The 21,287-nt window shown below is 59.8% G+C and carries 16 protein-coding genes and 2 pseudogenes; 5 read left to right on the forward strand and 13 right to left on the reverse strand.

Annotation, left to right across the window (positions count from 1 at the left end):
• Positions 1-38: 38 nt before the first annotated feature.
• The gene (locus RNZ50_01810; GenBank protein MDT8853787.1) at positions 39-356 is read right to left on the reverse strand and encodes a metalloregulator ArsR/SmtB family transcription factor; all 318 of its coding nucleotides are present in this window, start codon (positions 354-356) and stop codon (positions 39-41) included.
• An 83-nt stretch (positions 357-439) separates the two neighbouring features.
• Here RNZ50_01810 and RNZ50_01815 point away from each other — a divergent pair.
• From RNZ50_01815 to istB (RNZ50_01825), 3 genes and pseudogenes are all read left to right on the forward strand, one after another.
• Positions 440-883: pseudogene (locus RNZ50_01815) on the forward strand (IS5 family transposase).
• Between the two features lie 398 nt (positions 884-1,281).
• The gene (gene istA, locus RNZ50_01820; GenBank protein ID MDT8853788.1) at positions 1,282-2,820 is read left to right on the forward strand and encodes an IS21 family transposase; all 1,539 of its coding nucleotides are present in this window, start codon (positions 1,282-1,284) and stop codon (positions 2,818-2,820) included.
• A gap of 12 nt (positions 2,821-2,832) precedes the next feature.
• On the forward strand, positions 2,833-3,594 hold the full coding sequence (gene istB / locus RNZ50_01825) for an IS21-like element helper ATPase IstB (GenBank protein MDT8853789.1): 762 nt from the start codon (positions 2,833-2,835) through the stop codon (positions 3,592-3,594).
• 112 nt (positions 3,595-3,706) lie between these two features.
• Here the strand turns inward: istB (RNZ50_01825) and RNZ50_01830 are convergent.
• From RNZ50_01830 to RNZ50_01855, 6 genes and pseudogenes are all read right to left on the reverse strand, one after another.
• Positions 3,707-4,846, reverse strand: a pseudogene (locus RNZ50_01830) (IS256 family transposase).
• Between the two features lie 305 nt (positions 4,847-5,151).
• Entirely contained in the window at positions 5,152-6,195 is a 1,044-nt protein-coding gene (locus RNZ50_01835) for an IS5 family transposase (GenBank protein MDT8853790.1), read from the reverse strand.
• A 29-nt stretch (positions 6,196-6,224) separates the two neighbouring features.
• Positions 6,225-6,608 carry a hypothetical protein gene (locus RNZ50_01840; GenBank protein ID MDT8853791.1) on the reverse strand — a complete coding sequence of 128 codons (384 nt, stop codon included), beginning with the start codon at positions 6,606-6,608 and terminating at the stop codon, positions 6,225-6,227.
• A gap of 69 nt (positions 6,609-6,677) precedes the next feature.
• A complete protein-coding gene (gene istB / locus RNZ50_01845; GenBank protein ID MDT8853792.1) occupies positions 6,678-7,493 on the reverse strand; it encodes an IS21-like element helper ATPase IstB in 816 nt (271 codons plus the stop codon).
• Positions 7,490-8,998 carry an IS21 family transposase gene (gene istA, locus RNZ50_01850; GenBank protein MDT8853793.1) on the reverse strand — a complete coding sequence of 503 codons (1,509 nt, stop codon included), beginning with the start codon at positions 8,996-8,998 and terminating at the stop codon, positions 7,490-7,492. Before istA (RNZ50_01850) ends, istB (RNZ50_01845) begins: the two co-directional genes overlap by 4 nt.
• Before the next feature lie 714 nt (positions 8,999-9,712).
• Positions 9,713-10,414, reverse strand: coding sequence for a hypothetical protein (locus RNZ50_01855; GenBank protein ID MDT8853794.1), 702 nt, complete (start codon positions 10,412-10,414; stop codon positions 9,713-9,715).
• Positions 10,415-10,491: 77 nt separating this feature from the next.
• Here RNZ50_01855 and RNZ50_01860 point away from each other — a divergent pair, with 77 nt between their 5' ends.
• On the forward strand, positions 10,492-11,535 hold the full coding sequence (locus tag RNZ50_01860; GenBank protein ID MDT8853795.1) for an IS5 family transposase: 1,044 nt from the start codon (positions 10,492-10,494) through the stop codon (positions 11,533-11,535).
• Between the two features lie 112 nt (positions 11,536-11,647).
• Here RNZ50_01860 and RNZ50_01865 read toward each other — a convergent pair whose 3' ends face one another.
• The 3 genes from RNZ50_01865 to RNZ50_01875 are packed head-to-tail and all read right to left on the reverse strand — an operon-like array spanning position 11,648 to position 14,057.
• Positions 11,648-12,541 (reverse strand): TniQ family protein, encoded by an 894-nt coding sequence (locus RNZ50_01865; GenBank protein ID MDT8853796.1) that lies wholly within the window; start codon positions 12,539-12,541, stop codon positions 11,648-11,650.
• The gene (locus RNZ50_01870; GenBank protein ID MDT8853797.1) at positions 12,538-13,539 is read right to left on the reverse strand and encodes a TniB family NTP-binding protein; all 1,002 of its coding nucleotides are present in this window, start codon (positions 13,537-13,539) and stop codon (positions 12,538-12,540) included. Before RNZ50_01870 ends, RNZ50_01865 begins: the two co-directional genes overlap by 4 nt.
• Entirely contained in the window at positions 13,536-14,057 is a 522-nt protein-coding gene (locus RNZ50_01875) for a hypothetical protein (GenBank protein MDT8853798.1), read from the reverse strand. Before RNZ50_01875 ends, RNZ50_01870 begins: the two co-directional genes overlap by 4 nt.
• A gap of 51 nt (positions 14,058-14,108) precedes the next feature.
• Here RNZ50_01875 and RNZ50_01880 point away from each other — a divergent pair, with 51 nt between their 5' ends.
• Positions 14,109-15,152, forward strand: a complete 1,044-nt coding sequence (locus RNZ50_01880) for an IS5 family transposase (protein ID MDT8853799.1) — start codon at positions 14,109-14,111, stop codon at positions 15,150-15,152.
• Positions 15,153-15,325: 173 nt separating this feature from the next.
• On the opposite strand, the gene drt3b is transcribed toward RNZ50_01880, so the two are convergent.
• The 3 genes from drt3b to RNZ50_01895 form a co-directional block, all read right to left on the reverse strand.
• Entirely contained in the window at positions 15,326-16,240 is a 915-nt protein-coding gene (gene drt3b / locus RNZ50_01885; GenBank protein ID MDT8853800.1) for an antiviral reverse transcriptase Drt3b, read from the reverse strand.
• Positions 16,233-17,459, reverse strand: coding sequence for an antiviral reverse transcriptase Drt3a (gene drt3a, locus RNZ50_01890; protein ID MDT8853801.1), 1,227 nt, complete (start codon positions 17,457-17,459; stop codon positions 16,233-16,235). Before drt3a ends, drt3b begins: the two co-directional genes overlap by 8 nt.
• A 476-nt stretch (positions 17,460-17,935) precedes the next feature.
• Positions 17,936-20,890: a phage tail protein gene (locus RNZ50_01895; protein ID MDT8853802.1), complete on the reverse strand. Its 2,955-nt coding sequence runs from the start codon at positions 20,888-20,890 to the stop codon at positions 17,936-17,938.
• Between the last annotated feature and the right edge of the window lie 397 nt (positions 20,891-21,287).

Genomic DNA, 21,287 nt, shown 5'->3' on the forward strand with positions numbered 1-21,287 from the left:
TTCTGGTTGTTTCAGGGCAGGAAAATCGGTCGCGCGCATCACGCAGCATCCTCCGCTGGCTTGACCGTCACACCCGCGCAGCATTCCGAGGTCAGGAAGGTCACGACGCTGCGCATGGCCGGAAAATCCACCCGGTTCAACACCTCGCGCCCCTGCCTCTCCTGCACGACGAGACCCGCATCGACGAGCGCCGAAAGATGATGCGACAGCGTCGATGGCGCCAGACCGAGATGGTCACCGATATCGCTGACCCGCAATCCCTCCTCCCCCGCCCTCACCAGAAGGCGAAAGATCGACAGGCGGGCATCGTGGCCAAGGGCGGCAAGCGCGCGGGCGTTGGGGCTGGTGGTGGTCATCATGCAAAAATAACTACATTGCCGGTTTTGTAAATGATTCGAGCTGATGAGATGGCCCGCTTCCCGAGCGTTCCTCGTCGTGCAAAAGGGGGACACCGAGACAGGGTTTCGGCCGTTCGAGGGGTGGCTTCACGACCAAGATCCACCTGCGCGTCAACGGCGCAGGCCTGCCTATGAGGTCGGACATCACGCCGGGCAGACATCGGACTATCCGGGCTTTGATCTGGTCATGGACGACACCCTTCCCGAACCGAGCGTTCTGCTGGCAGATCGCGGCTATGACTCTGACAAGGTTCGAAAAACCATGGAAGCACGCAACGTCGTGCCGGTGATACCCATGCGTTAATCCCGAAAGCTGCGCGTCGCAGTTGATCGCAGACTCTACATACTGCGCAACCTCGTCGAGAGGTGCTTCAACAAAGAATGCCCGACGCGTTGCCACCCGCTACGACAAGACGGCTGAAAGGTTCCTGGGCTTCATCGACATCACGTCCATCCGCCTCTGGCTCCGCCATTTGTCAACATGACCTAGAATTTGCGTCGCCCGTTGGGGTTCTTCGAACAGTGGGCTGTGTGCGGAATTGTCGAACGAATAGAAACCCTTTACCGGGTCGTGTCGCGAATGCTGTGGAAATTCCCTGGCGGCGTGGTCCGGGCATGTGAAGGTTCGGTTTCTCAGGCGGCTGCGAGGTCAAGAGGTATCGGGTCGAGGGGCTGGGAAAGCGTCTCCCAGCCGTCGACCTTGCGCATCTGGATCTGGCCGGAAGCCAGCAGCGTGCGTGTTTCGCTTGATGGTGGGCATCGATTTCACGGGATCATGGGCAGTCATTTCGCGTGAAGCTGGGCACTGATTTCGCGGGATCGCGGGCAGGTCTGGTCGGCAAATTGAGGATAGTTGCGCCTTCAGGAATGAAGGGGTGGCTTGATGCCGACAGGACGATTGAACATGCGCCGGATACGAGATGTTTTGCGATTGAAGCTTGGGCAAGGCCTGAGCGAGCGGTCCATTGCCGCTTCCCTCGGTCTGAGCAAGGGGAGCGTCGGAAGCTACACCCAACGGGCGCGTCATGCCGGGCTCACGTGGCCCTTGCCGGAGGGGATCGATGACGACAGCCTTGAACTTCTTTTGTTTCCAGCCCCGCCCACGGTGCCGGACGCGGAGCGGCTTGTGCCCGACTGGGCGGAGATTGACCGCGAGTTGCGCCGCCCTGGGGTGACGCGGATGCTGCTCTGGGAAGAATACCGTGCCGCGCACCCCGGGGGTTTTGCCTATACTTGGTTTTGCACGCATTACGAGGCTTGGAAGGGTCGGGTGCGCCCGACGATGCGCCAGACACATGTGGGCGGCGAGAAGGTGTTCGTTGACTTTGCCGGCGACACCATCGACGTGATCGACCCCACGACCGGCGAAGCGCGGGCCATGAAGCTGTTCGTGGCGGCAATGGGGGCATCGAATCACACCTATGCCGAGGCGGTGGCATCGGAGGGGTTGGAAGATTGGATCCTCGCGCATATCCGGATGTTCGCCTTTCTGGGCGGCGTGCCAAAGGCGGTGGTTCCGGACAATCTGAAGTCCGCCGTGATCAAGGCAGACCGGTTTGATCCGGGGCTGAACCGGACCTATGCCGAGATGGCGGCGCATTATGGCACCGCCGTTCTGCCCGCCCGGCCGCGCAAACCCCGGGACAAGGCGAAGGTGGAAGTGGCTGTCCAAGTGGCACAACGCTGGATTCTGGCGCGGCTGCGGAACCACCGGTTCTTCTCATTGGCCGAGTTGAACGTGGCGATCCGGCGGCTGCTGGACGAGTTGAACATGCGCGTGATGCGCGGCTATGGCGCCAGCCGCGCCGATCTGTTTGCCACTTTGGATCGGCCCAATCTTCAGCCCCTACCGCCCGAACCTTATGTCTTCGCCCGCTGGAAGCGCGCCCGCGTGGCACCCGACTATCACGTTGAGGTCGACAGCTCATGGTATTCCGTGCCCTTCGCGCTGATCAAACAAGAGGTCGATGTTCGCACAAGCGGCCAGACGGTCGAGATATTCCATCGTGGTCAGAGGGTTGCGAGCCACGTGCGCACCCCGGGGCGGCGCAGCCATGTCACCGTGGCCGACCATATGCCATCGGCCCATCGTCGCTTTGCCGAATGGACCCCGGCCAGAATGCTGGCGCAGGCAACCAAGACCGGCCCCGCCGTCGCCGCCTTTTGCGAGATGGTGATGGCTGACCGCCCCCATCCTGAACAGGGGTTCCGCACCTGCCTGGGTGTGCTGGCCTTGGTCAAAACCTATGGGCCGGAGCGCGTTGATGCGGCCTGCCAGCGGGGTGTGACCATCCGGGCCCGCACCGTCACCTCCATTCGTTCGATCCTCAAGACCGGCCTCGATCGCGCCTTCCTGGAAGGCTCCGAAGAGGTCGCCCCCCTCCAGCACGCCAACATTCGTGGCGGCAGCTATTACCATTGAGAAAGGACTAAAATGCTGACCCATCCCACCCACGACCGACTGTTGGCGCTCGGCCTGACCGGCATTGCATCGGCGCTCGAAGAACAACGCAGGTCAACCGCCTTCGACGCCCTCTCGTTCGAAGAGCGTCTCGGCCTGCTGGTCGACCGCGAGGCTGCAGAGCGCGACACCAAGAAACTGGCCTCCCGGCTCAAGTTTGCGGCTCTGCGCCAAGATGCCAGCGTCGAGGATCTGGACCTGCGCAGCCCACGTGGTCTTGACCGCAGTGTCATGGCGCATCTTGCCGATGGCGGCTGGATCGCCCGGCACGAGAACCTGCTGATAACCGGGCCGACCGGTTTGGGCAAAAGCTGGATCGCCTGCGCCCTTGGCCACAAGGCGTGCCGGGATGGGCGGCCCGTCCTCTATCAACGTGCGCCGCGCATGTTCGAGGCCCTTGCTCTGGCCCGTGGCGATGGCCGCCATGAACGCATCCTCAAAACCATCGCCCGCATGGATGTGCTGATCATTGACGATTGGGGCCTCGCCGTCCTCACCGCCCCGGAGCGCCGTGACCTGCTGGAAATCCTCGAAGACCGCCACGGCCGCGCTTCCACCATCGTCACAAGCCAACTCCCCGTTGACCAGTGGCACGAAGCCATCGGCGACCCAACGCTCGCAGATGCCATCCTCGACCGCCTCGTTCACAACGCACACCGCCTCACCCTCTCAGGTGAAAGCCTGCGCAGGCGCTCCGCCGTCACAAAAAAGCTTGACCAAATCGTTCAAGCCTGACTCCATGAAAGCGTCGGCCAGCCTGCCCACGATCCCGTGAAATGACTGCCCAGAATGGCGCGAAACGCGTGCCCACGATCGCGCGAAATCAGCGCCCATTCTCCGCGAAATCCGCAAGCAGCGCCCAGAGCAGCATCGGCACGGTCTCGGCGCAGGGCAGCACGGTCTGGGTCTTGACGCGGCGACGGAACTCCTCGTTCAGCCGTTCGATGGCGTTGGTGGTCCGGGCCGACTTCCATTGCGAGGGATCGAGGCGGGTGAAGCTGAAGAGCCGGTCCCCTGCTTCCTCGAGGCTGTCGGCAACGGCCTTGCACTTGAGCTGCCACTTGCGCAGGAATGCCTTGCGGCGGGTCTCGATCCCGGCGGCGGTGTCGGCGCAGATCATGTCCCGGTAGTCCTCGGTCAGCTCGTCGTGCAGGTGCCTGGGCGCGTGCGCCAGCAGGTTGCGGTGCTTGTGGACCGTGCAGCGCCGGATCGGCAGAGCCTCGCCCCACAGCGCGACCAGAGCGGCTTCAAGCCCGGGAGCGCCGTCAACAATGACGAACTCGGGCCGCTTCAGACCGCGGGCGTCGAGGTCGTCGAGGAACTGGCGCCAGGCAGATGTGCTCTCTCCGCCCATGTTCTTGATGGATAACAATACCTTCTGCCCGTCGCGGCGGATGCCGATCGCCGCCAGCACCGAGATGTTGGTGGCCTTGCGGTCCAGCCGGGTCCGGATCACGGTGCCGTCGAGGATCAGCCGGACGATGTCCTCGTCGGCCAGGCTGCGGGCGCACCAGGCTTCCCAGTCCACCTTCACCTTGCGCCAGGCCCGGCTGACCACATCCTTGCTGACGGCGCCCTCGAACAGCCCGAACAGCGCCCGCTTGACGCGCCGGGTGTTGGTCCCGGCAAGATAGACCGCCGCGATCAGCGCCTCGGCCTTCTTCGTCAGCCGCTGGTAGCGCGGCAGCGCCTTCGAGCGCCATTCCTTAGCCTTGCCGTCCTCGTCCTCGACCCGGGCGCGGGGCACGCGCACCGTTTCGGTGCCGAAGGTGCCGGTCAGCTGCCGCTCGCGGTGCCCGTGGCGATAGCCCTTCGCCTTCTCGTCGCCGCGACCGTAGCGCATGCGGCCGAGAAACTCGGCCAGTTCCTCTTCAAACATGGTCTCGATGGTCGCGCGGACGCTTGCCCGCAGGCGCTCCTCGATCGGGTCATACCCGGTCGTGTCGGGCAGTAGCGAAAAGGCCGAGCTGTCGGTAATGTCGTTCATGGCGTGATCTCCCTGGCGGTTGGCGCCGCCGGCTGGGTGGGTTTCAGTTCACCCGGAGATTACGCCGCCTTCAAATTTCCACCACTCCCGCGACACCACCTATCAGCATGATCGGGACCACAAGGCATTCAGCGACTATCATGAGGGCACCTCGATTTTTCCTTGTTCTCCGCTGTTCAGGGCTGGTTTGGCGGCCTGAAGGCTGCGGGAAGCGGCTTGCTGTAGTTTTCGGCGGCGTAGTTGGGGGCCATTCCGCCCGGCTATGGCGGGCCGCGGCCTCTTCGGCCTGAAGTCCGCGCCCCGGATTACGCCGGACATGGGTTCAGGCGGCGGAGCTGGGCGAGGCGGCGCATGTTGTAAGCGAGGTTCTTCATGCCGATCTTGGCCTTCGCACGCACGATGCCGATGGTGCGCACCAGCGTCCCACCCATGTCGTTGGTCTGTGCGCCGAAGACATGTTCGACCCGGGCGCGTACGGCGGACTTGGTCCGGTTGCTGGCCTTGCCCTGCTCGCTCAGCGGTTTGCCGCGCTTTCCCTTGCGGTGGATGCGGCTCCTCAGGCCCTGGGCGCGCAGCTTGGCCTCCATCTCCTCGGACCGATAGGCCGGATCGGCCCAGACGTCCGAGCCGGTGTTGCCTTGCATCAGGAGGTGATCCACTGCCTGGCTGTCATGCAGCGCTGCATCGCTGACATGGTAGCGGCGCACCAGCTTATGCTGACGGTCCACATTCACGTGGTTCTTGTAGCCGTAGTGGGATTTCCCGTGCTTCTTGGTCCAGCGCGCATTGGTATCTTTCTGCGACCGCATGGCGGGCTTGTCGGCCCAGCCCTCCGGCACCTCGCCGTTCTTGATCGCCTTGTTCTCATCCCGCTTGTTATGGTTGCGCGGCACCGGCACGATGGAGGCGTCCAGGATCTGCCCGCCGCGCGCGATATAACCCTGCCGCGCCAGATACCCGTCGAATTGCTTGAACAGCGCATCGACCACACCCGCCTGCGCCAGACCCTCGCGATACAGCCAGACGGTCTTGGCGTCGGGCACCCGGTCCTCGAGCCCCAGACCAAGAAACCGCATGAGGGACAGCCGGTCGCGCACCTGATACTCCATCTTGTCATCGGACAGGTTGTAGAGCGCGCCCAGCACCAGCGTCTTGAACATCACCACCGCGTCCATCGGCTTGCGCCCTGCCCGCGACTTCCGCTCCGCCTCAGGCTTCCGCCAGACCCGCTCCAGCGTCGGACGAAACTCCTCCCAAGGCACGATGGCGTCGATCTCGACCAACGGGTCCCGCTTGGCATCAAGGCTCGCGTAACGGTCTGAAAGATCAAAGAACCCCATCTGCGCCATCGTTATCCTCCAGTAGCCAAACGCCCCCTTCATCCTACAAAGGCAGCGTCGTCACGGCAATTTTTCGAGGTGCCCTCAAGTGAATCTGGTGCCAGAACCGCTTTGATCGAAAGGGCTTCGACGTCCTCAGGGGCCTTCTCATCTTTCAGGGTTGAAGATGCCGCATGCCAGCCCCGGAGGAGCAGACCGTAGCGGCTTTCGACGAGGAATTCATCCGGCAGATCAACAAGTGTAGTGATGATCTCAACTGGCCGGGCAGTATCACAATCATAGAAATCCGCGTCTGTTCCGGAGAAACCATATCGCGGTGACAACCCTATCTCAACTGCATCCAAGATGGTGGTTTTCGCCGTGTCGCCCGGACCGATCAGACAATTTAGGTTCGGACTGGGGTGTAGCGCGTCAACCAGCATGTCCGTGACCGTCAACCACGTTGGCCGGTTTTAGGCCGCTGGGTTGGCGTATCTGGAATTGTTTTTCGCTCAGCCTTCTCCTTTGTCCTTGTTGTCGGCGATGGTTGTCGTTGGCGGTCTGCTCAGCGCCTCTTTGTTGGAGGCGGCCGCGCGCTGGCGGAAGCTTTCGGCATTCATCTCCAGGATCGCTGCGTGATGAACCAGCCGGTCGATGGCCGCGACGGTCATCGCCTTGTCCGGGAAGATCTGGTCCCAGCCGCTGAAGGGCTGGTTGGCGGCGATGGCGATGCTGCGGCATTCGTAGCGCCGGGCGATCAGCTCGAAGAGCACGCCTGTCTCGGCCTGATCCTTGTGGGCGTAGGTGATGTCGTCGAGGATGATCAGGTCGAACTTGTCGAGCTTGGCGAGCGCGGCTTCGAGCACCAGATCGCGGCGGGCGGCCTGAAGTCGCTGCACCAGATCGCTGGTGCGGGTATAGAACACGCGGTGTCCCCGCTCGATCAGGGCATGGCCTATCGCGCAGAGAATGTGCGTTTTGCCCGTGCCGGAATTGCCGATGGCGATCAGGTTGCCGCCGCCCTCCAGCCAGTCGCCGGCCGCCAGAGCTTCCACCCGGGCACGCGGCAGGGTTGGCAGCGCCTTGAAGTCGAAGGTCGCCAGCGTCTTGCCAGCCGGTAGCTGTGCCTCGTTCATGTGGCGCTGAATGCGGCGCATGTCGCGCTCGGCCAGTTCGTATTCCGCGAGGACAGCCAGAAAGCGGGCAGCGGGCCAGCCTTCGGTGTCGGCACGGGTGGCGATGTCGGCCCAAAGCTTGTGGAAGCTGGGCAGGCGCAGCGCGGTCAGCATGCCGGGCAGCGTGTGGATGTCGATCTCGCGGGAGGTCATGCGCAGGCTCCCAGAAGGGCATCGAAGCTGTCGAGCGAGGGATGGGCGACGGCAACATCTCTCGGCAGCGCCGTTTGCCGCGGGTTCAAGCAGGATGCCAGAGGTCCGGGATCGGGCACCCGGCCCGCGTCCAATTCTGCTGCCAGCAGATGCGCCAGCTCCGCCTCGCAGGCCTGGTCGTGGGCGATGAACAGCAGGTCGACCATGCGGCGGCAGGCGTCGCGGCGGGGCAGATCGCGCTGCAGCACCTGCCAGGCTGCAGCGTATTCGGTCCGCGGGAACAGGCTGTCGCGGTAGATCGAACTCCACAGGGCTTGCGGTTTGCGCCGCAGGGCATGGATGACGTGATGGTAGTTGATGACATGCACGCGATGGCCGTCGCCGCGACCACGCGCCCTTGTATGGCTGACGACCAGGGTGCTGCCGAGAAAGGCCTCAAGGCGATCGTCGTAAAGGTGGACCCGCAAGCGCTGCCCGATCAGCTGCGACGGGGCGCTGTAGAAGATGCTCTTGACCAGAAAGCCGCTGGTGCGGGTGACGGGCACCACGATCTCGGTGAAGTCGGTGGTGCGCCGGCGCGGCAGGGGCTTCAGATGCGCCCGTTCCACCTGCGTGGCCGCCGCCCGCTGCCGGTTGCGCCGTGCCACCAGAATGTCGATGAAGCGGCGGTAGTCCTCGATGCTGGCGAAGTCGCGGCTGCCGCGCAGGATCAGCGCCTGTTCGATGGCCTTCTTCAGGTGCCGGTTCTGGGATTCCACCGCGCCGTTCTCATGAGCTTCCCCGCGGTTGTTGCGACTGGCCTCCATGCCGTAATGGCCGACGAAGGCATTGTAGCGCGTGGTGATATCCTGGCGCTGGTCAGCCGTCAGGTTGCGGAAAGCGGCCGAGAGGCTGTCGGTGCGATGCTCCTGTGGTGCCCCGCCGAGCGACCAGAGCGCCTGCTGCAGGTTCTCGGCCAGGGCCGTGAAGCTCTCCCCGCCCAGGACCACCCCGACATGCTCCCACCGGCTGTAGACCATGACGAAGTGGTAGAGCAGATGCGGGAATAGCTGGCCCGCGATCGTCACCTCCAGCTCCTCGGCATGAGTGAAGTCGGACTGGGCCATGCGGCCCGGCTCCGGCGTCTGGCGGAAGATGATGTCGCGCTCGGGCCCGTTCAACGCCCGCCACTGCCGCACCCGCCGTTCCAGGGTGCGCCGGATCCGGTCATCGGGGAAGGCCAGCGGATGCAGGCCCTGAAGGTGGCGCAGCAGGGTGACGGCCTGCAAGGCGCTGTCCCTCTCCAGCAAGGGAAGGATGTCGCCCTCCCAAAAGCCTTCGAGGGGATCGGCCACCGTGCGCCCGTGAACGATCTTGCGGTTCGAGGGCAGCGTCGGATTGGCATCGAACCGTCGGGCCGTGCGCTCACTGAACCCGGCGCGGGCGGCCGACGTGCGCTGACTGTGCTTCTGGAGGTCGGACATGTATAATCTCAATTGCTGGTCGTTGATGGGTTTGTAGGCCAACCCGGATCCTCCGTTTGACGGCAGAGGAACCCGGCTTACCAACCCGCAGCGACCAGCACCTTCCCCGAAATCAATCAGGCCGGTGCGGCTGCCCTCCAGACGGGCATGCCCGTCTTCCGTTCAGCCCCACCGGCCAAGGTGGTTGTCGGCACCGGCCAAGATGGTTGTCGCTGAACACTGGGGGTCCATTCCAGCGACCGGATGCCTCTGAAACGAGAGATCGATAGATGTGCGATCTTCAAAGGATACCTCGGATGAACTGGTGTCAGAAAGAGGGAACTGAAGCAGTTGGCGTCTAGACCGCATTTATGCCATGGACATTGACTACCGCCCTATCAAGCATTGGCATCTACGGGCCGAACCAAGTGAGGACAGGGCGTCGCTGCAACGTGTTCAGCCGCAAGAACCTCAATATATGGAAAAGCCCTTGTTTCCATGGGCTTTTCCAATGATTTTTACGATCGTGCGCAGGGCTAAGTCGGCCAATTTGCGCTAACTATGCCTCGTTTTACAAGGACAACATTCTGTCCCTGCGGCCATAGTTCTTCTGGAAGGCCCTAAATAATCCTTTAGAATCAATAGGCCAATACTACCGTGGGAGTAGAGCTTTTCCGTTTTCGGGGTAAAGGTTTTCTGCATTGCAGAATCGGCCCCTGTTCAAGAAAAAAAGTCCGCCGAAGCGGACTTTTTTACAAGGGCAATCTGGAAGTAGATTTAGTCAGGTATTTCGACGGATCTTGGCTGCCGTGTCCGGATAGGGTCGAGGTCTGACAAATCAAACCTGATGGCGTGGACAAATACCTGACGCCCGTCTCGCCAAGCCCTCAGTTCTCCTGAGACGATCCTGGCCATGATGTCACCGGTGCTCCGGCCGGTTCTTTTGCAGGCACTTGTGAAATCGACCAGTTCAGCCTGGCCGGGCAACGCGACAGGCAGCTTTTCAATGATGGAAAGGAAGGCGTCCAGATTTCGGCGGGCAAATGCCAGCTTGCTGATGCCGCGCAAGGCATCCGGTTCGACAACGGGACGCACTACCCCTTCCTGATAAAGGCTCTGGGCCTGCGTCCGTGAACATCCAATTGCATCAGGCAGCTGTTGTAGGGAAACGCTATCCATGATGTCGGCACACAGGCGCTCGGCCTCGGCCACTGGGAAAACCAGCCGGTTCGCTGCGATGTCCCAGGTTTCGTCATCAGTAACGCCTGCCTGCACGAGGATCTTGCGCAGCCGTTTCAGGTGCAGCCTTGTTGCGATGGAGAGGCTGTAGACCGAATGAAGACGACGCTCCTGAACCCGTTCACCAAGCAAAACCTCGTCTGGTTCGATGACCATCGTGTTGAGAATGTTCTCACGCAGCAGGCCGCGGATCGGTCCGGGGTCCGGCACTGGGGAATTATAGGCGAGCCATTCATACATACGGGCACCTCTATAAATTGCCCCATCCCCCGCACTTCGGTATGGTGAGACAGTGAACTGGCATTGGGGATGCAACGATGGCGCAGATGGGTTTTTTCGATCTTTCGGACCGTTACGCGAGCCTCGATGCCAAAAGGGATCCGCTGGTCGAAATTGATGCCGTCGTGCCGTGGGAGGAGTTTCGTCCGGCTCTTGAGCGGGTCTGGCGCAAGCCTGTTGCGGATCGCAAGTCCCGCGCGGGGCGCAAGCCGATAGATGCGGTGCTGATGTTCAAGACGCTGGTTCTGAGCGCGCTTTACAACCTGTCGGATGATCAGATCGAATATCAGGTCCGCGACCGGCTTTCCTTTATGCGCTTCCTGGGGTTGGGCCTTGGTGACCGGGTGCCCGACGCCAAGACGGTGTGGCTGTATCGCGATGCGCTGGCGCAGGCCGGCAAGGTGGAGGAGTTGTTCGGGTTGTTTGACGGTCATTTGGCGCGGCGGGGCTACATTGCGCGCGGCGGTCAGATCCTGGACGCCTCCATCGTGCCGGTGCCGCGCAATCACAACACGCGCGATGAAAACGCAACGATCAAGAAGGGCGAGGTCCCCGAGGATTGGGCTGATAAGCCAGCGAAACGGGTGCAAAAGGATGTGGACGCACGTTGGACGAAAAAGCACGGCAAGAGCCACTACGGCTACAAGAACCATGTGAATGTGGACCGCACGCATAAGCTGGTCCGGCGCTACCACGTCACCGACGCCGCTGTGCATGACAGCCAGGCAGTGGATCATCTGCTGATGCAGGGCAACACCGGGTCTGGCGTGTGGGCGGATGCTGCTTATCGGTCCGAGGAGATGGAGGCCAAACTCCGCGCCTTAAAACTGAAAAGCCACATCCACCGCAAGGGCAATCGGGGCAAGCCGCTGACCGACCAGGCCAAGGGCAGCAACCGCACCAAATCCACCGTGCGGGTCCGGGTTGAGCACATCTTCGGCGCGCAGGCCAACGACATGGGCGGCACCCTGGTGCGCACCATCGGCTTGGTGCGGGCGAAGGCCAAAGTCGGCATGAAGAATCTCGCCTACAACATGCGCCGCCTCGGCCAACTGGGTCGCATCAACCCGCACCCAGCCTGAAAACGGTCGGCCAAGGACGCAGATCGCCCCGCGCATCGCTAAAAACGGCCCTGAACCGAAGGTCCGCGAGGCGAAATGGGCGGCAGATCATAAAAACCAAGGCAACAATCGGTCAGCTGAAGGTCGCTGCCGCGCTTCGGGCAGAACCTGCTATGCCGTTGCCGCGAAAACAGTCAAAAATCGAGGTGCCCATACGACCATAGACGGCCTTCGGGCCTGCCTGACCTGCCGTCGTGGTCGACATCGACGCGATCTGCGACAAGGCTGTCGTCATCGCATCCGCGCCACCGCGCGCAATCTGGAAGCCGGTCTCTCCCGCTTGTCGCCAGTCTTCAGCGGTCAAGGCCTTTGCGGTGAATGTCAGGCCGTGCGTGAGGGTCGCGCCAACCATCTCGCAGGCTCTGATACCCTGTTCCATCGTCTGGGTGTCCAGCCATAGGCCAGCGCCAGAGCTTGCGCCGCTCAATCGGTTCAAGATGCTCTGCTCGAGTGCGGTAGGCACCTGCGGTTCAACCTCGAGCTCACATATTCTCTCCAGCATGATGAACACATCAGAGGGGTCCTTTTCGGCCGCGACGCCATCGGTCTGCACCAAACAGCAATTGTGATACGGACAGGTGTGCAAGGCCCGCATTCGCCATGAGATGCGCCCCTTCGGCGACCACCGATGCCGATCTACTGCATCTTCGCGAAGGCATTCAGGGCAAACCATGGCTCCCTCTGCCCGGACGAACTCAATGCTGACCACTTCGTCCCGGAACTCACGGTATCTGGGCCGGTGTAAAAACATTCCAGCCCTGAGCCGGTGTGCCTCGACGCCCGTTATTTCCGCCAAGGTCGCAAGCGCATCAGCCGCACCGGACGAGAAGTCCCGCAGATCGATGCCGAAATCCGCCAGTAGGTCAGGGCCGCCCCGCCCCGTGTGATACAGGCTCAGCCGGCGCAGATAGGACTCGGTGGTTTCAGTGTCGTCATAAGGAATATAAGGGTGTAGCGGGCCGCTCATGCAGACCACCCTTTCTTTTCCAGAATATCCTTCAGCACCGGCCAGTCCTCAGGATCAAACGGCCCATCGTCACTAAAGCCGCGCTTGAGATCAAAACCGCGCCGGAAATCGTCGAGGGTCAATGTTCTGTCGCCGCGACGCAGCGCCCGATGGACGGCGGAGTGGCAGAACTCGATTGAGCGCCCGATGCTGCCGCGCGTGGCAAACTCCAGTCGCGCGACAAGGTCAGGGTCGGTCACCGGGGAAAGATCTACGAAAGAACAGCAAAGGTCGATGAACTTGCGCAGATCGCGACGTTCCTGGTCTGAACGGATCGGCCCCAGCCGCACGCGCGAAAAGCGTTCGCTGGTTTCGGCGTCGGTCTGAATTTTTTCATCCAGAAACCTGATCCCCGATACGATCAACGCCAGACTGGTTTCCCCCTGCATAAGGGACTTCATACGCCGCAGAACAGCATCCACCTCCTTCGACAGACGGAACATGTGGTGTGCCTCGTCAATCCACAGGATTGTAATCCCCCGCCCCGAAAGACGGTGGATAGCCATATCCCACACCACGGATGTGTTTATCTTTTCCTGAACACGACCATACCCCGTCTCAGTTAGGATTTTTGTCGCGACTCCCTTGAGGGTCGCTTCGGGGGGCACACGAAGGTAGAGCGCCTTGCCCGGTTCAATACCTTCGGTAAGCCCGATAGAAGGATGCCGCGTGAGATTCCGGCGTATTAGTGCCGTCTTGCCGTCCCCCGTATGTCCGACCACCAAAATGCCGCGTGTTTCTTTGATCAAGCCGATACGCTGCGGGCGCGCGGTCAACCGCCCATCATGATCAGTCTCAAGAATTTCCTCGAGAGCGTCGTTGAAGATCGGATCGCGGACAGTTTTCATATAGCGATTCCGAAGCCAGTCGACGCTGGCTGATGCGTCGCTCGGATCGCACGGCAGTTTCAGCGTCGACGCCCCCGAAAGGCTGTCGTCAATTTCTGGTCGGTCGTTCATTCCATGATATCTCCTGCATCCGGTTGTTCCGGGAGTTGAGGTTGAATGCTGCTGTGCGCATCGGGCGAAGTTGCGGACCCATCGAACGGGGTCACGACGCAGTCAAAGAGGTCCGCAGTCGGATAGGGTTCACTGCCCGGATAGCGCACATGCCGGTGAAACTCTTTGGTCCGTGCGGCCAGTTGTTCTGCTGATGGCGCAAGTGGCAAAAGACCACGGAGTCCGGCGCGGGCAGCCGTCATGGCATCGGCTTCCACACGGTAGTTGTCGCGCTCTACCTGTCCGCGATTGTGCTCGGCTTTATCCAGTGCGACCGCTGCAGCCAGATCGGCGTAGGACGCGTCGGCCCATTTGTCGTCTTTACAATGCGCGGTGACCCATTTCCCGTTCGGCAACAGAACCTCGACGCGGCCGATCTTTTTATGCCACCACCAGACCTCAAGATTGCGATCTGCCTCGTTCAGGAACCATTCGGAAATCTCCGGCGCAATATAGGGCACCTCTATAAATTGCCCCATCCCCCGCACTTCGGTATGGTGAGACAGTGAACTGGCATTGGGGATGCAACGATGGCGCAGATGGGTTTTTTCGATCTTTCGGACCGTTACGCGAGCCTCGATGCCAAAAGGGATCCGCTGGTCGAAATTGATGCCGTCGTGCCGTGGGAGGAGTTTCGTCCGGCTCTTGAGCGGGTCTGGCGCAAGCCTGTTGCGGATCGCAAGTCCCGCGCGGGGCGCGAGCCGATAGATGCGGTGCTGATGTTCAAGACGCTGGTTCTGAGCGCGCTTTACAACCTGTCGGATGATCAGATCGAATATCAGGTCCGCGACCGGCTTTCCTTTATGCGCTTCCTGGGGTTGGGCCTTGGTGACCGGGTGCCCGACGCCAAGACGGTGTGGCTGTATCGCGATGCGCTGGCGCAGGCCGGCAAGGTGGAGGAGTTGTTCGGGTTGTTTGACGGTCATTTGGCGCGGCGGGGCTACATTGCGCGCGGCGGTCAGATCCTGGACGCCTCCATCGTGCCGGTGCCGCGCAATCACAACACGCGCGATGAAAACGCAACGATCAAGAAGGGCGAGGTCCCCGAGGATTGGGCTGATAAGCCAGCGAAACGGGTGCAAAAGGATGTGGACGCACGTTGGACGAAAAAGCACGGCAAGAGCCACTACGGCTACAAGAACCATGTGAATGTGGACCGCACGCATAAGCTGGTCCGGCGCTACCACGTCACCGACGCCGCTGTGCATGACAGCCAGGCAGTGGATCATCTGCTGATGCAGGGCAACACCGGGTCTGGCGTGTGGGCGGATGCTGCTTATCGGTCCGAGGAGATGGAGGCCAAACTCCGCGCCTTAAAACTGAAAAGCCACATCCACCGCAAGGGCAATCGGGGCAAGCCGCTGACCGACCAGGCCAAGGGCAGCAACCGCACCAAATCCACCGTGCGGGTCCGGGTTGAGCACATCTTCGGCGCGCAGGCCAACGACATGGGCGGCACCCTGGTGCGCACCATCGGCTTGGTGCGGGCGAAGGCCAAAGTCGGCATGAAGAATCTCGCCTACAACATGCGCCGCCTCGGCCAACTGGGTCGCATCAACCCGCACCCAGCCTGAAAACGGTCGGCCAAGGACGCAGATCGCCCCGCGCATCGCTAAAAACGGCCCTGAACCGAAGGTCCGCGAGGCGAAATGGGCGGCAGATCATAAAAACCAAGGCAACAATCGGTCAGCTGAAGGTCGCTGCCGCGCTTCGGGCAGAACCTGCTATGCCGTTGCCGCGAAAACAGTCAAAAATCGAGGTGCCCTGAATTAAAAGTCGTGCGATTGTTGTAAAAGACATATATATTGTCGACATATCTGAAGATGCTGTAATCAGTTCCATTTTTGAAACCCTGATCCGCGAGAGATGTATGGATATCTAGATCGATTTTGTTGAAGATGATTTCGGCAAATATTCTGCTTACTTCTGGACCTATGATAATACCATTTGTCTCGTTGTAATTCATTGATTGCATTAAGCGATCAAACGCACCGCCAAAGCTTTCTGCGGTCGTTGTGAGTTTCGCTTCCGTCTTCGACTTGAGGGACCAAGAAATGGAGTGTGTATATATACTATCAAAGCACTTATTTACGTCCAGCGACGCCATGTGCCGGAATTTTCTCTCTAAGTTGGAGTATGTTGGTGAATCAAAGAACCTATAGAGACGTCTATACCCTGAATAAGAGAAAACGCTGGCAGCATGTTTCGCTGATCTCTCAGCGCTTTCATCCATGATGTCTTGGGTCTTCACTGCGAACACATCGTCGTTCATTCCTGCACGATAGTAGTGACTTGCAATGCGCTTCGGGCGTCTGAGCGAAAACGGTCCAACTTGCGAGTAGTGCGCAATAAGACTACTGAAACGCTTATAGAAATTCACCACCTCTAGCTGTGCTCGGGGGTGGGGCAAACTTAAGCGTCGAAATGATTCCCGATCCTTAGTAATCTTGTAATTGAATGGTATTGAAAATCTCTTTTTGACGGACGGTGTCAAAAGAATGTTGATTAAAGTGTCAAGCGGTGCATGGCGGTTTTTAGAAATGATATTAAAATAGAATCCGTCATTCGATACAATCACTGGCATTTCTGCTGGAGTTGTTTCACTCAAGAGAACTCGGACCCAATCATTCTTGTCAAGAACAACTCTTTTTCTCTTAAGCATCTCTCCAGCACCTCGTTAAATTAGTAAGCTCACTCGCGGTAAATGAAATATACTTTTTCAGCTGAACATGCTTATTCGGATCAAGTGATAACATGGTGCGAACCGCTGAGCTGGATAGGTGAGACATCTTTAATCTTGGTCTGAGCGGAAACTTTTTACCCACCAGGCAGAACTTATAGAATTCATTCAACTCCAAGAGGGCGTTAGACGGGAAATCTATTTCAGAATAAGTGTTACAGATGCCCGCACTTATAACGCAGTCGGTGGCTGCGTCCCTATAGGTGTATCCACTATTTATTAGGAGGTGCCTCCGCTTTAGGTCATTTTCAGATCCGTCCTTAAGGAACTGCAGTAGTGACTTTACAAAGCGAGTTTTTCTTCTATCAATTTTCGACTTGGCAATGTCAATCAATACCTTCCTTCCTTTGTATTCGGCAGTATTCTCGAACCCGCCTACCAAGAATGAGTAGCCAAGATATTCGAAAGTTCCCTTGGCCTCGGCGGATCTTAACTCAACAAACGTTTTCTTGATCGGGTCATCGTTGAACTTTAGACCTAACGGCAAAAGGCTTTCAGCCGCTGCTATATAATCAGCGCCTGATTTACCTGGTAAGCAAACTAAAATTATGTCATCCACATATCGTGTATAAAAGTTAACTCCTGGAATCTGACGAACTTTCTCATCAAACTCTTGCCTCAAATAGAACTCCGCAAGAGAAGCGGATAATGACAGACCCGTTGGAACGCCACCAATATTAACCCTTGACCATCGCAGGAAAGCTTCGATATTTCGCCTCAGAGCGTAGGTATGCCGAGTTGCATGTGATACTACACTAATTAAATGGTCAATGTTTATACTGTCGTAAAATCGCCTGATATCTAACCTAACTACAGTATATGGGACTTCCTCCGAGCACATGCACTTGATCGATTTAATCGTTTCGCTTCTGCTGATATTTGCAATTTTAGCGACTCTATTAAAATCTGAATTTACCTTGCGAACCAAAATTGTGGTTTCATAATCTGCAGGTGTGCATAGCGTTCTGCTTTTGCTTTTGAAAATTTTGAAGTGGTATGGAAAATCTAGGGAGTTGATCCTACCCCGAAGTATATTTACTCTATCACGAAAGGCGTCCCTATCCGCGATTCCATATTTTGCTCGATCTAATTTTTTATAGAAGTCGTCAAAGGATCCTTGTGTATACGCAAAGCTATGCAAATCTTGCTCCTAGTCTGACTTATCCTGATCGATAGATGACAACTTGCGGAACCACCGCGTCACTCATTTTTCAGTTTTTCTTTTACGAGGTCAAGCTTGTGCAGAAAACGGCTCGTATAGAGAGATTTGCACCCAGATCAATGGCTCAGCAGGTCCATGCAGCCTTCGCTCTGGGACACCTAAGCGCCTTTGGAGTGGGGCTGGGCGATGTAGCGGTCCATTACTCTGAGGCTTTCCAAGGCACACCGGTTCCCTGCTTCACAAGAGCCAGGTCCATCTCTTCGGCGATACTGGACTACAACATCAACGAAGCGATACTCGCGACGGCAATCAACACTCTAATTCGGCGGTTTTCGCCCCCGAAGGCTGAAAACCGCCGATACTGTCCGTCTAGAGAAAACCTTTACTCCCAGATCGGAAATCCTTTACCCGAAACCAGAAGAACTATGCCCTCAGGGACACATTCCCAGCCAACCTCAGCTGCACCCGCTCGTGCCGCCGCAGGTGTTGCACTTCATGCAGGTGCCGTTGCGGACCAGCGTGTAGTTGCCGCATTCCCCGCAGGGGTCGCCTTCGTAGCCCTGCATCTTTGCCTTGGTGCGGGGGTCCATCGACACCGTGCCGGAGGCGAGCGCCGAGGTTGCGGTGTAGGTGGCGGCCGCGTCGGCAAAGCCCATGGCGGCGGTCACGGCGTCCATCCGTTCGGCAAGGGCGGTGGTGCCGTTCATGCCGCCCTGCAGCACCACCAGTTCCTGCGGCAGGCGCTTGCGCAGGTAGCCGGTGGACGAGATCTGGCGCAGCACTTCCAGCCCGCGCGAGGCGGCGGCGTCGGTCACTTCCGAGATGTTGCGCTTGCCTTCCTGATCGCCGCGCCCGAGGTCGTCGAAGGTGGCGCCCGTCGGTTTGACGTGTGCCAGATCGGTGCGGTCCAGGTAGCTGACCGCCAGTTCGCGGAAGATGTAGTCGAGGATCGAGGTCGCGTTCTTGATACTGTCGTTGCCCTGAACCATGCCGGCCGGCTCGAACCGGGTGAAGGTGAAGGCCTCGACAAACTCCTCCAGCGGCACGCCGTATTGCAGGCCGACCGATACCGCGATGGCGAAGTTGTTCATCATGGCGCGGAAGCCCGCACCTTCCTTGTGCATGTCGATGAAGATCTCGCCCAGCGTGCCGTCCCGGTATTCGCCGGTGCGCAGATAGACCTTGTGACCGCCGACGATCGCCTTTTGCGTATAGCCCTTGCGGCGCTCGGGCAGCTTTTCGCGGTGGCTGCGGACGATTTCCTTGATGATCACCTTTTCGATGATCTTCTCGGCCAGAACCACGGCCTTTTCGTGCTGGTTGCCGGAGGCAAGGATCTCCTCGGCCTCCTCGTCGTCGTCGATCAGGGCAGAGGCAAGCGGCTGGCTGAGCTTCGATCCGTCGCGGTACAGCGCGTTGGCCTTGATGCCGAGGCTCCACGACAATTCATAGGCCGCCAGCGTTTCGGCGATGCTGGCCGAGTTCGGCATGTTGATGGTCTTGGAGATCGCTCCGGAAATGAACGACTGCGCCGCCGCCATCATGTGGATGTGGCTTTCCACCGAAAGATACCGCTTGCCAGTCTTGCCGCAGGCATTGGCGCAATCGAACACGCTCAGGTGCGCGGGCTTGAGGAAGGGCGCGCCTTCCAGCGTCATGGTGCCGCAGACATGGTCGTTGGCGGCGTCGATCTGCGCCTTGGTGAAGCCGAGGTGGCGCAGCAGGTCGAAGGCCGGGTCGGCCAGCTTCTCGTCGGGGATACCAAGGGTGCCCTTGCAGAAATCGGCGCCCAGTGTCCACTGGTTGAAGACAAAGCGGATGTCGAAGGCCGAGGGCAGCGCGCCTTCGATCTTTTCCAGTTCGCGCGGGCCGAAGCCGTGGCCGATCAGCGAGGTGTGGTTGATGCCGGGGCAGTTGCCCAGGCTGCCATGGCCCACGGCATGGGCCACCATTTCGGCAATCTGCGCCGAGCCGTAGCCGAGCTTCTCCAGCGCCGCCGGAACCGACTGGTTGATGATCTTGAAGTAGCCGCCGCCCGCCAGCTTCTTGAACTTGACCAGCGCAAAGTCGGGCTCGATGCCGGTGGTGTCGCAATCCATCACAAGGCCGATGGTGCCGGTGGGGGCGATGACGGTGGTCTGCGCGTTGCGAAAGCCATGCGCCTCGCCGAGCGTAGCCTCGCCGCCGCCCACCCGGTCCATCGAATAGCTGTCCGACCAAGTCGCCGTGACTTCTTTCGAATGGCGGATCACGATATTGCCGCCAACCCGCACATCAGGATCAACGGAGCGGGCCCATTTCAGGATGGCAAGACCACCGGCGGTTTGCAGCGTGACGCTGCCCAGCCCGGCTGGGGGTGCTGTCAGGCCCAGAATTTCGACTGACGCGGTTTGCCAGACCGACGACACGCCCAGCACCGAGATCGCTTTCACCCGGAATTGCCATGCGCCGGGCGCAACATCACGGATCTCAAGGCTGGTACCATCGGTGCGGCCATAATCCAGCCAATCACCGCCTTCACTCTGCCGTGCCTGCAGTTGATAGCCCGCAACAAAGCCCGAAGGGGCGGCCTCCCAGGCAACGCGCGCCAGAACCTTGAGCCCGCCACCATCGCGGGTAATATAAAGATCCTCTGTAACCGTGGGCGGCCCCGGAGCTGGAATATCAAAAGCATTCGGCAACGCCGTGCGTGGGGCGGCCGCATATATCTGTGCCTCGCTTGCAGCCCAGTCGTACACCAGCGGCGAGGTTTCGCGCAGGACCAGTTCTGGCAGCAGCAGTGCCGCATTACCCGAGGCCGCAAGATCAAGGCTGACGCCCTGCACCTCAAACGGTTTGGCAGCAAAGCCCCAACGATCATAGGACAGGGTCACCACATCGCCGACTGTGGCCGCCCAAGCGGACAGCTTGCCCGACAGCCGTACCGTCATTTGACGCCGCGCGCGTTCCAGCTCAATCTTGGCCAGTCGCTGCGCCATCGTGGCCGAGATGGTGAAGGGCAGCGAGATATCGCGCCATTTCTGCTCTCCGCCGTCCTCCGCCAAATAGGCAGCACTGGCATAGGCCGGAAAGTCATCGGGCTGCCAGTCGTTCTCTGGGGAAACGAACTGTCCGCGCACCCCGTTGAAGTTTGACGACATCGTCACCCGCGTGGCCAAGGTCAGACCGGCCTCGCGAACATGGTCGGAGGTCAGCGCCACGGACGGTGCGCGCCACGCCCCTGCATGAATGCGCCAAGACCCGCCCGAGAAAGCGCAACGCCCGGCAAAGGATGTCAGCAACCCCTCGATGATGGTTTTGGGAACCTCAGAAAGCGTGATGACCCCGTTGCAGGCATAGCGCAGCTCCACCCCACCCCCTGCGAGTGCCACCGGCTCGTCGCAGATATTGGCCGCCTCAATGAGGGCCATCTCATCAATGCCGTCCGGCTGACGCGCGCGCCGCCAAGCGCAGTGCTGTAGCGTCCGCGCCAGAGGGCGGCCACATCCGCGCCGTCCGTGAGCTGGCTTCGGATCCCAAAAGCAAATGTTCCACAGTCTTGAAGGCCCCAAGCGAAGGGTTTTACACGTGCGATGTCGATTGCCTCTGCGAGGTGGCGTTCCCAATTGTCGATGTGAGACATCATTTTCCCTTGCCCATCTAAGCGTGGCGCGCCAACTTTGCGGCATGCGCGCCTTTGATTTCCCCTTTGAGACTGTCGAGATCAGCTGCCCTGTCTGCGGTCGCTTCGGGCGCTATTCCAAAGAACGTTTTGTGGAGCGTGTTGGCGCGAATACGCCGCTGCCCACAGCGCTCGACATCATTGCC

Source organism: Paracoccaceae bacterium Fryx2, assembly GCA_032334235.1.
Classification (GTDB): domain Bacteria; phylum Pseudomonadota; class Alphaproteobacteria; order Rhodobacterales; family Rhodobacteraceae; genus JAVSGI01.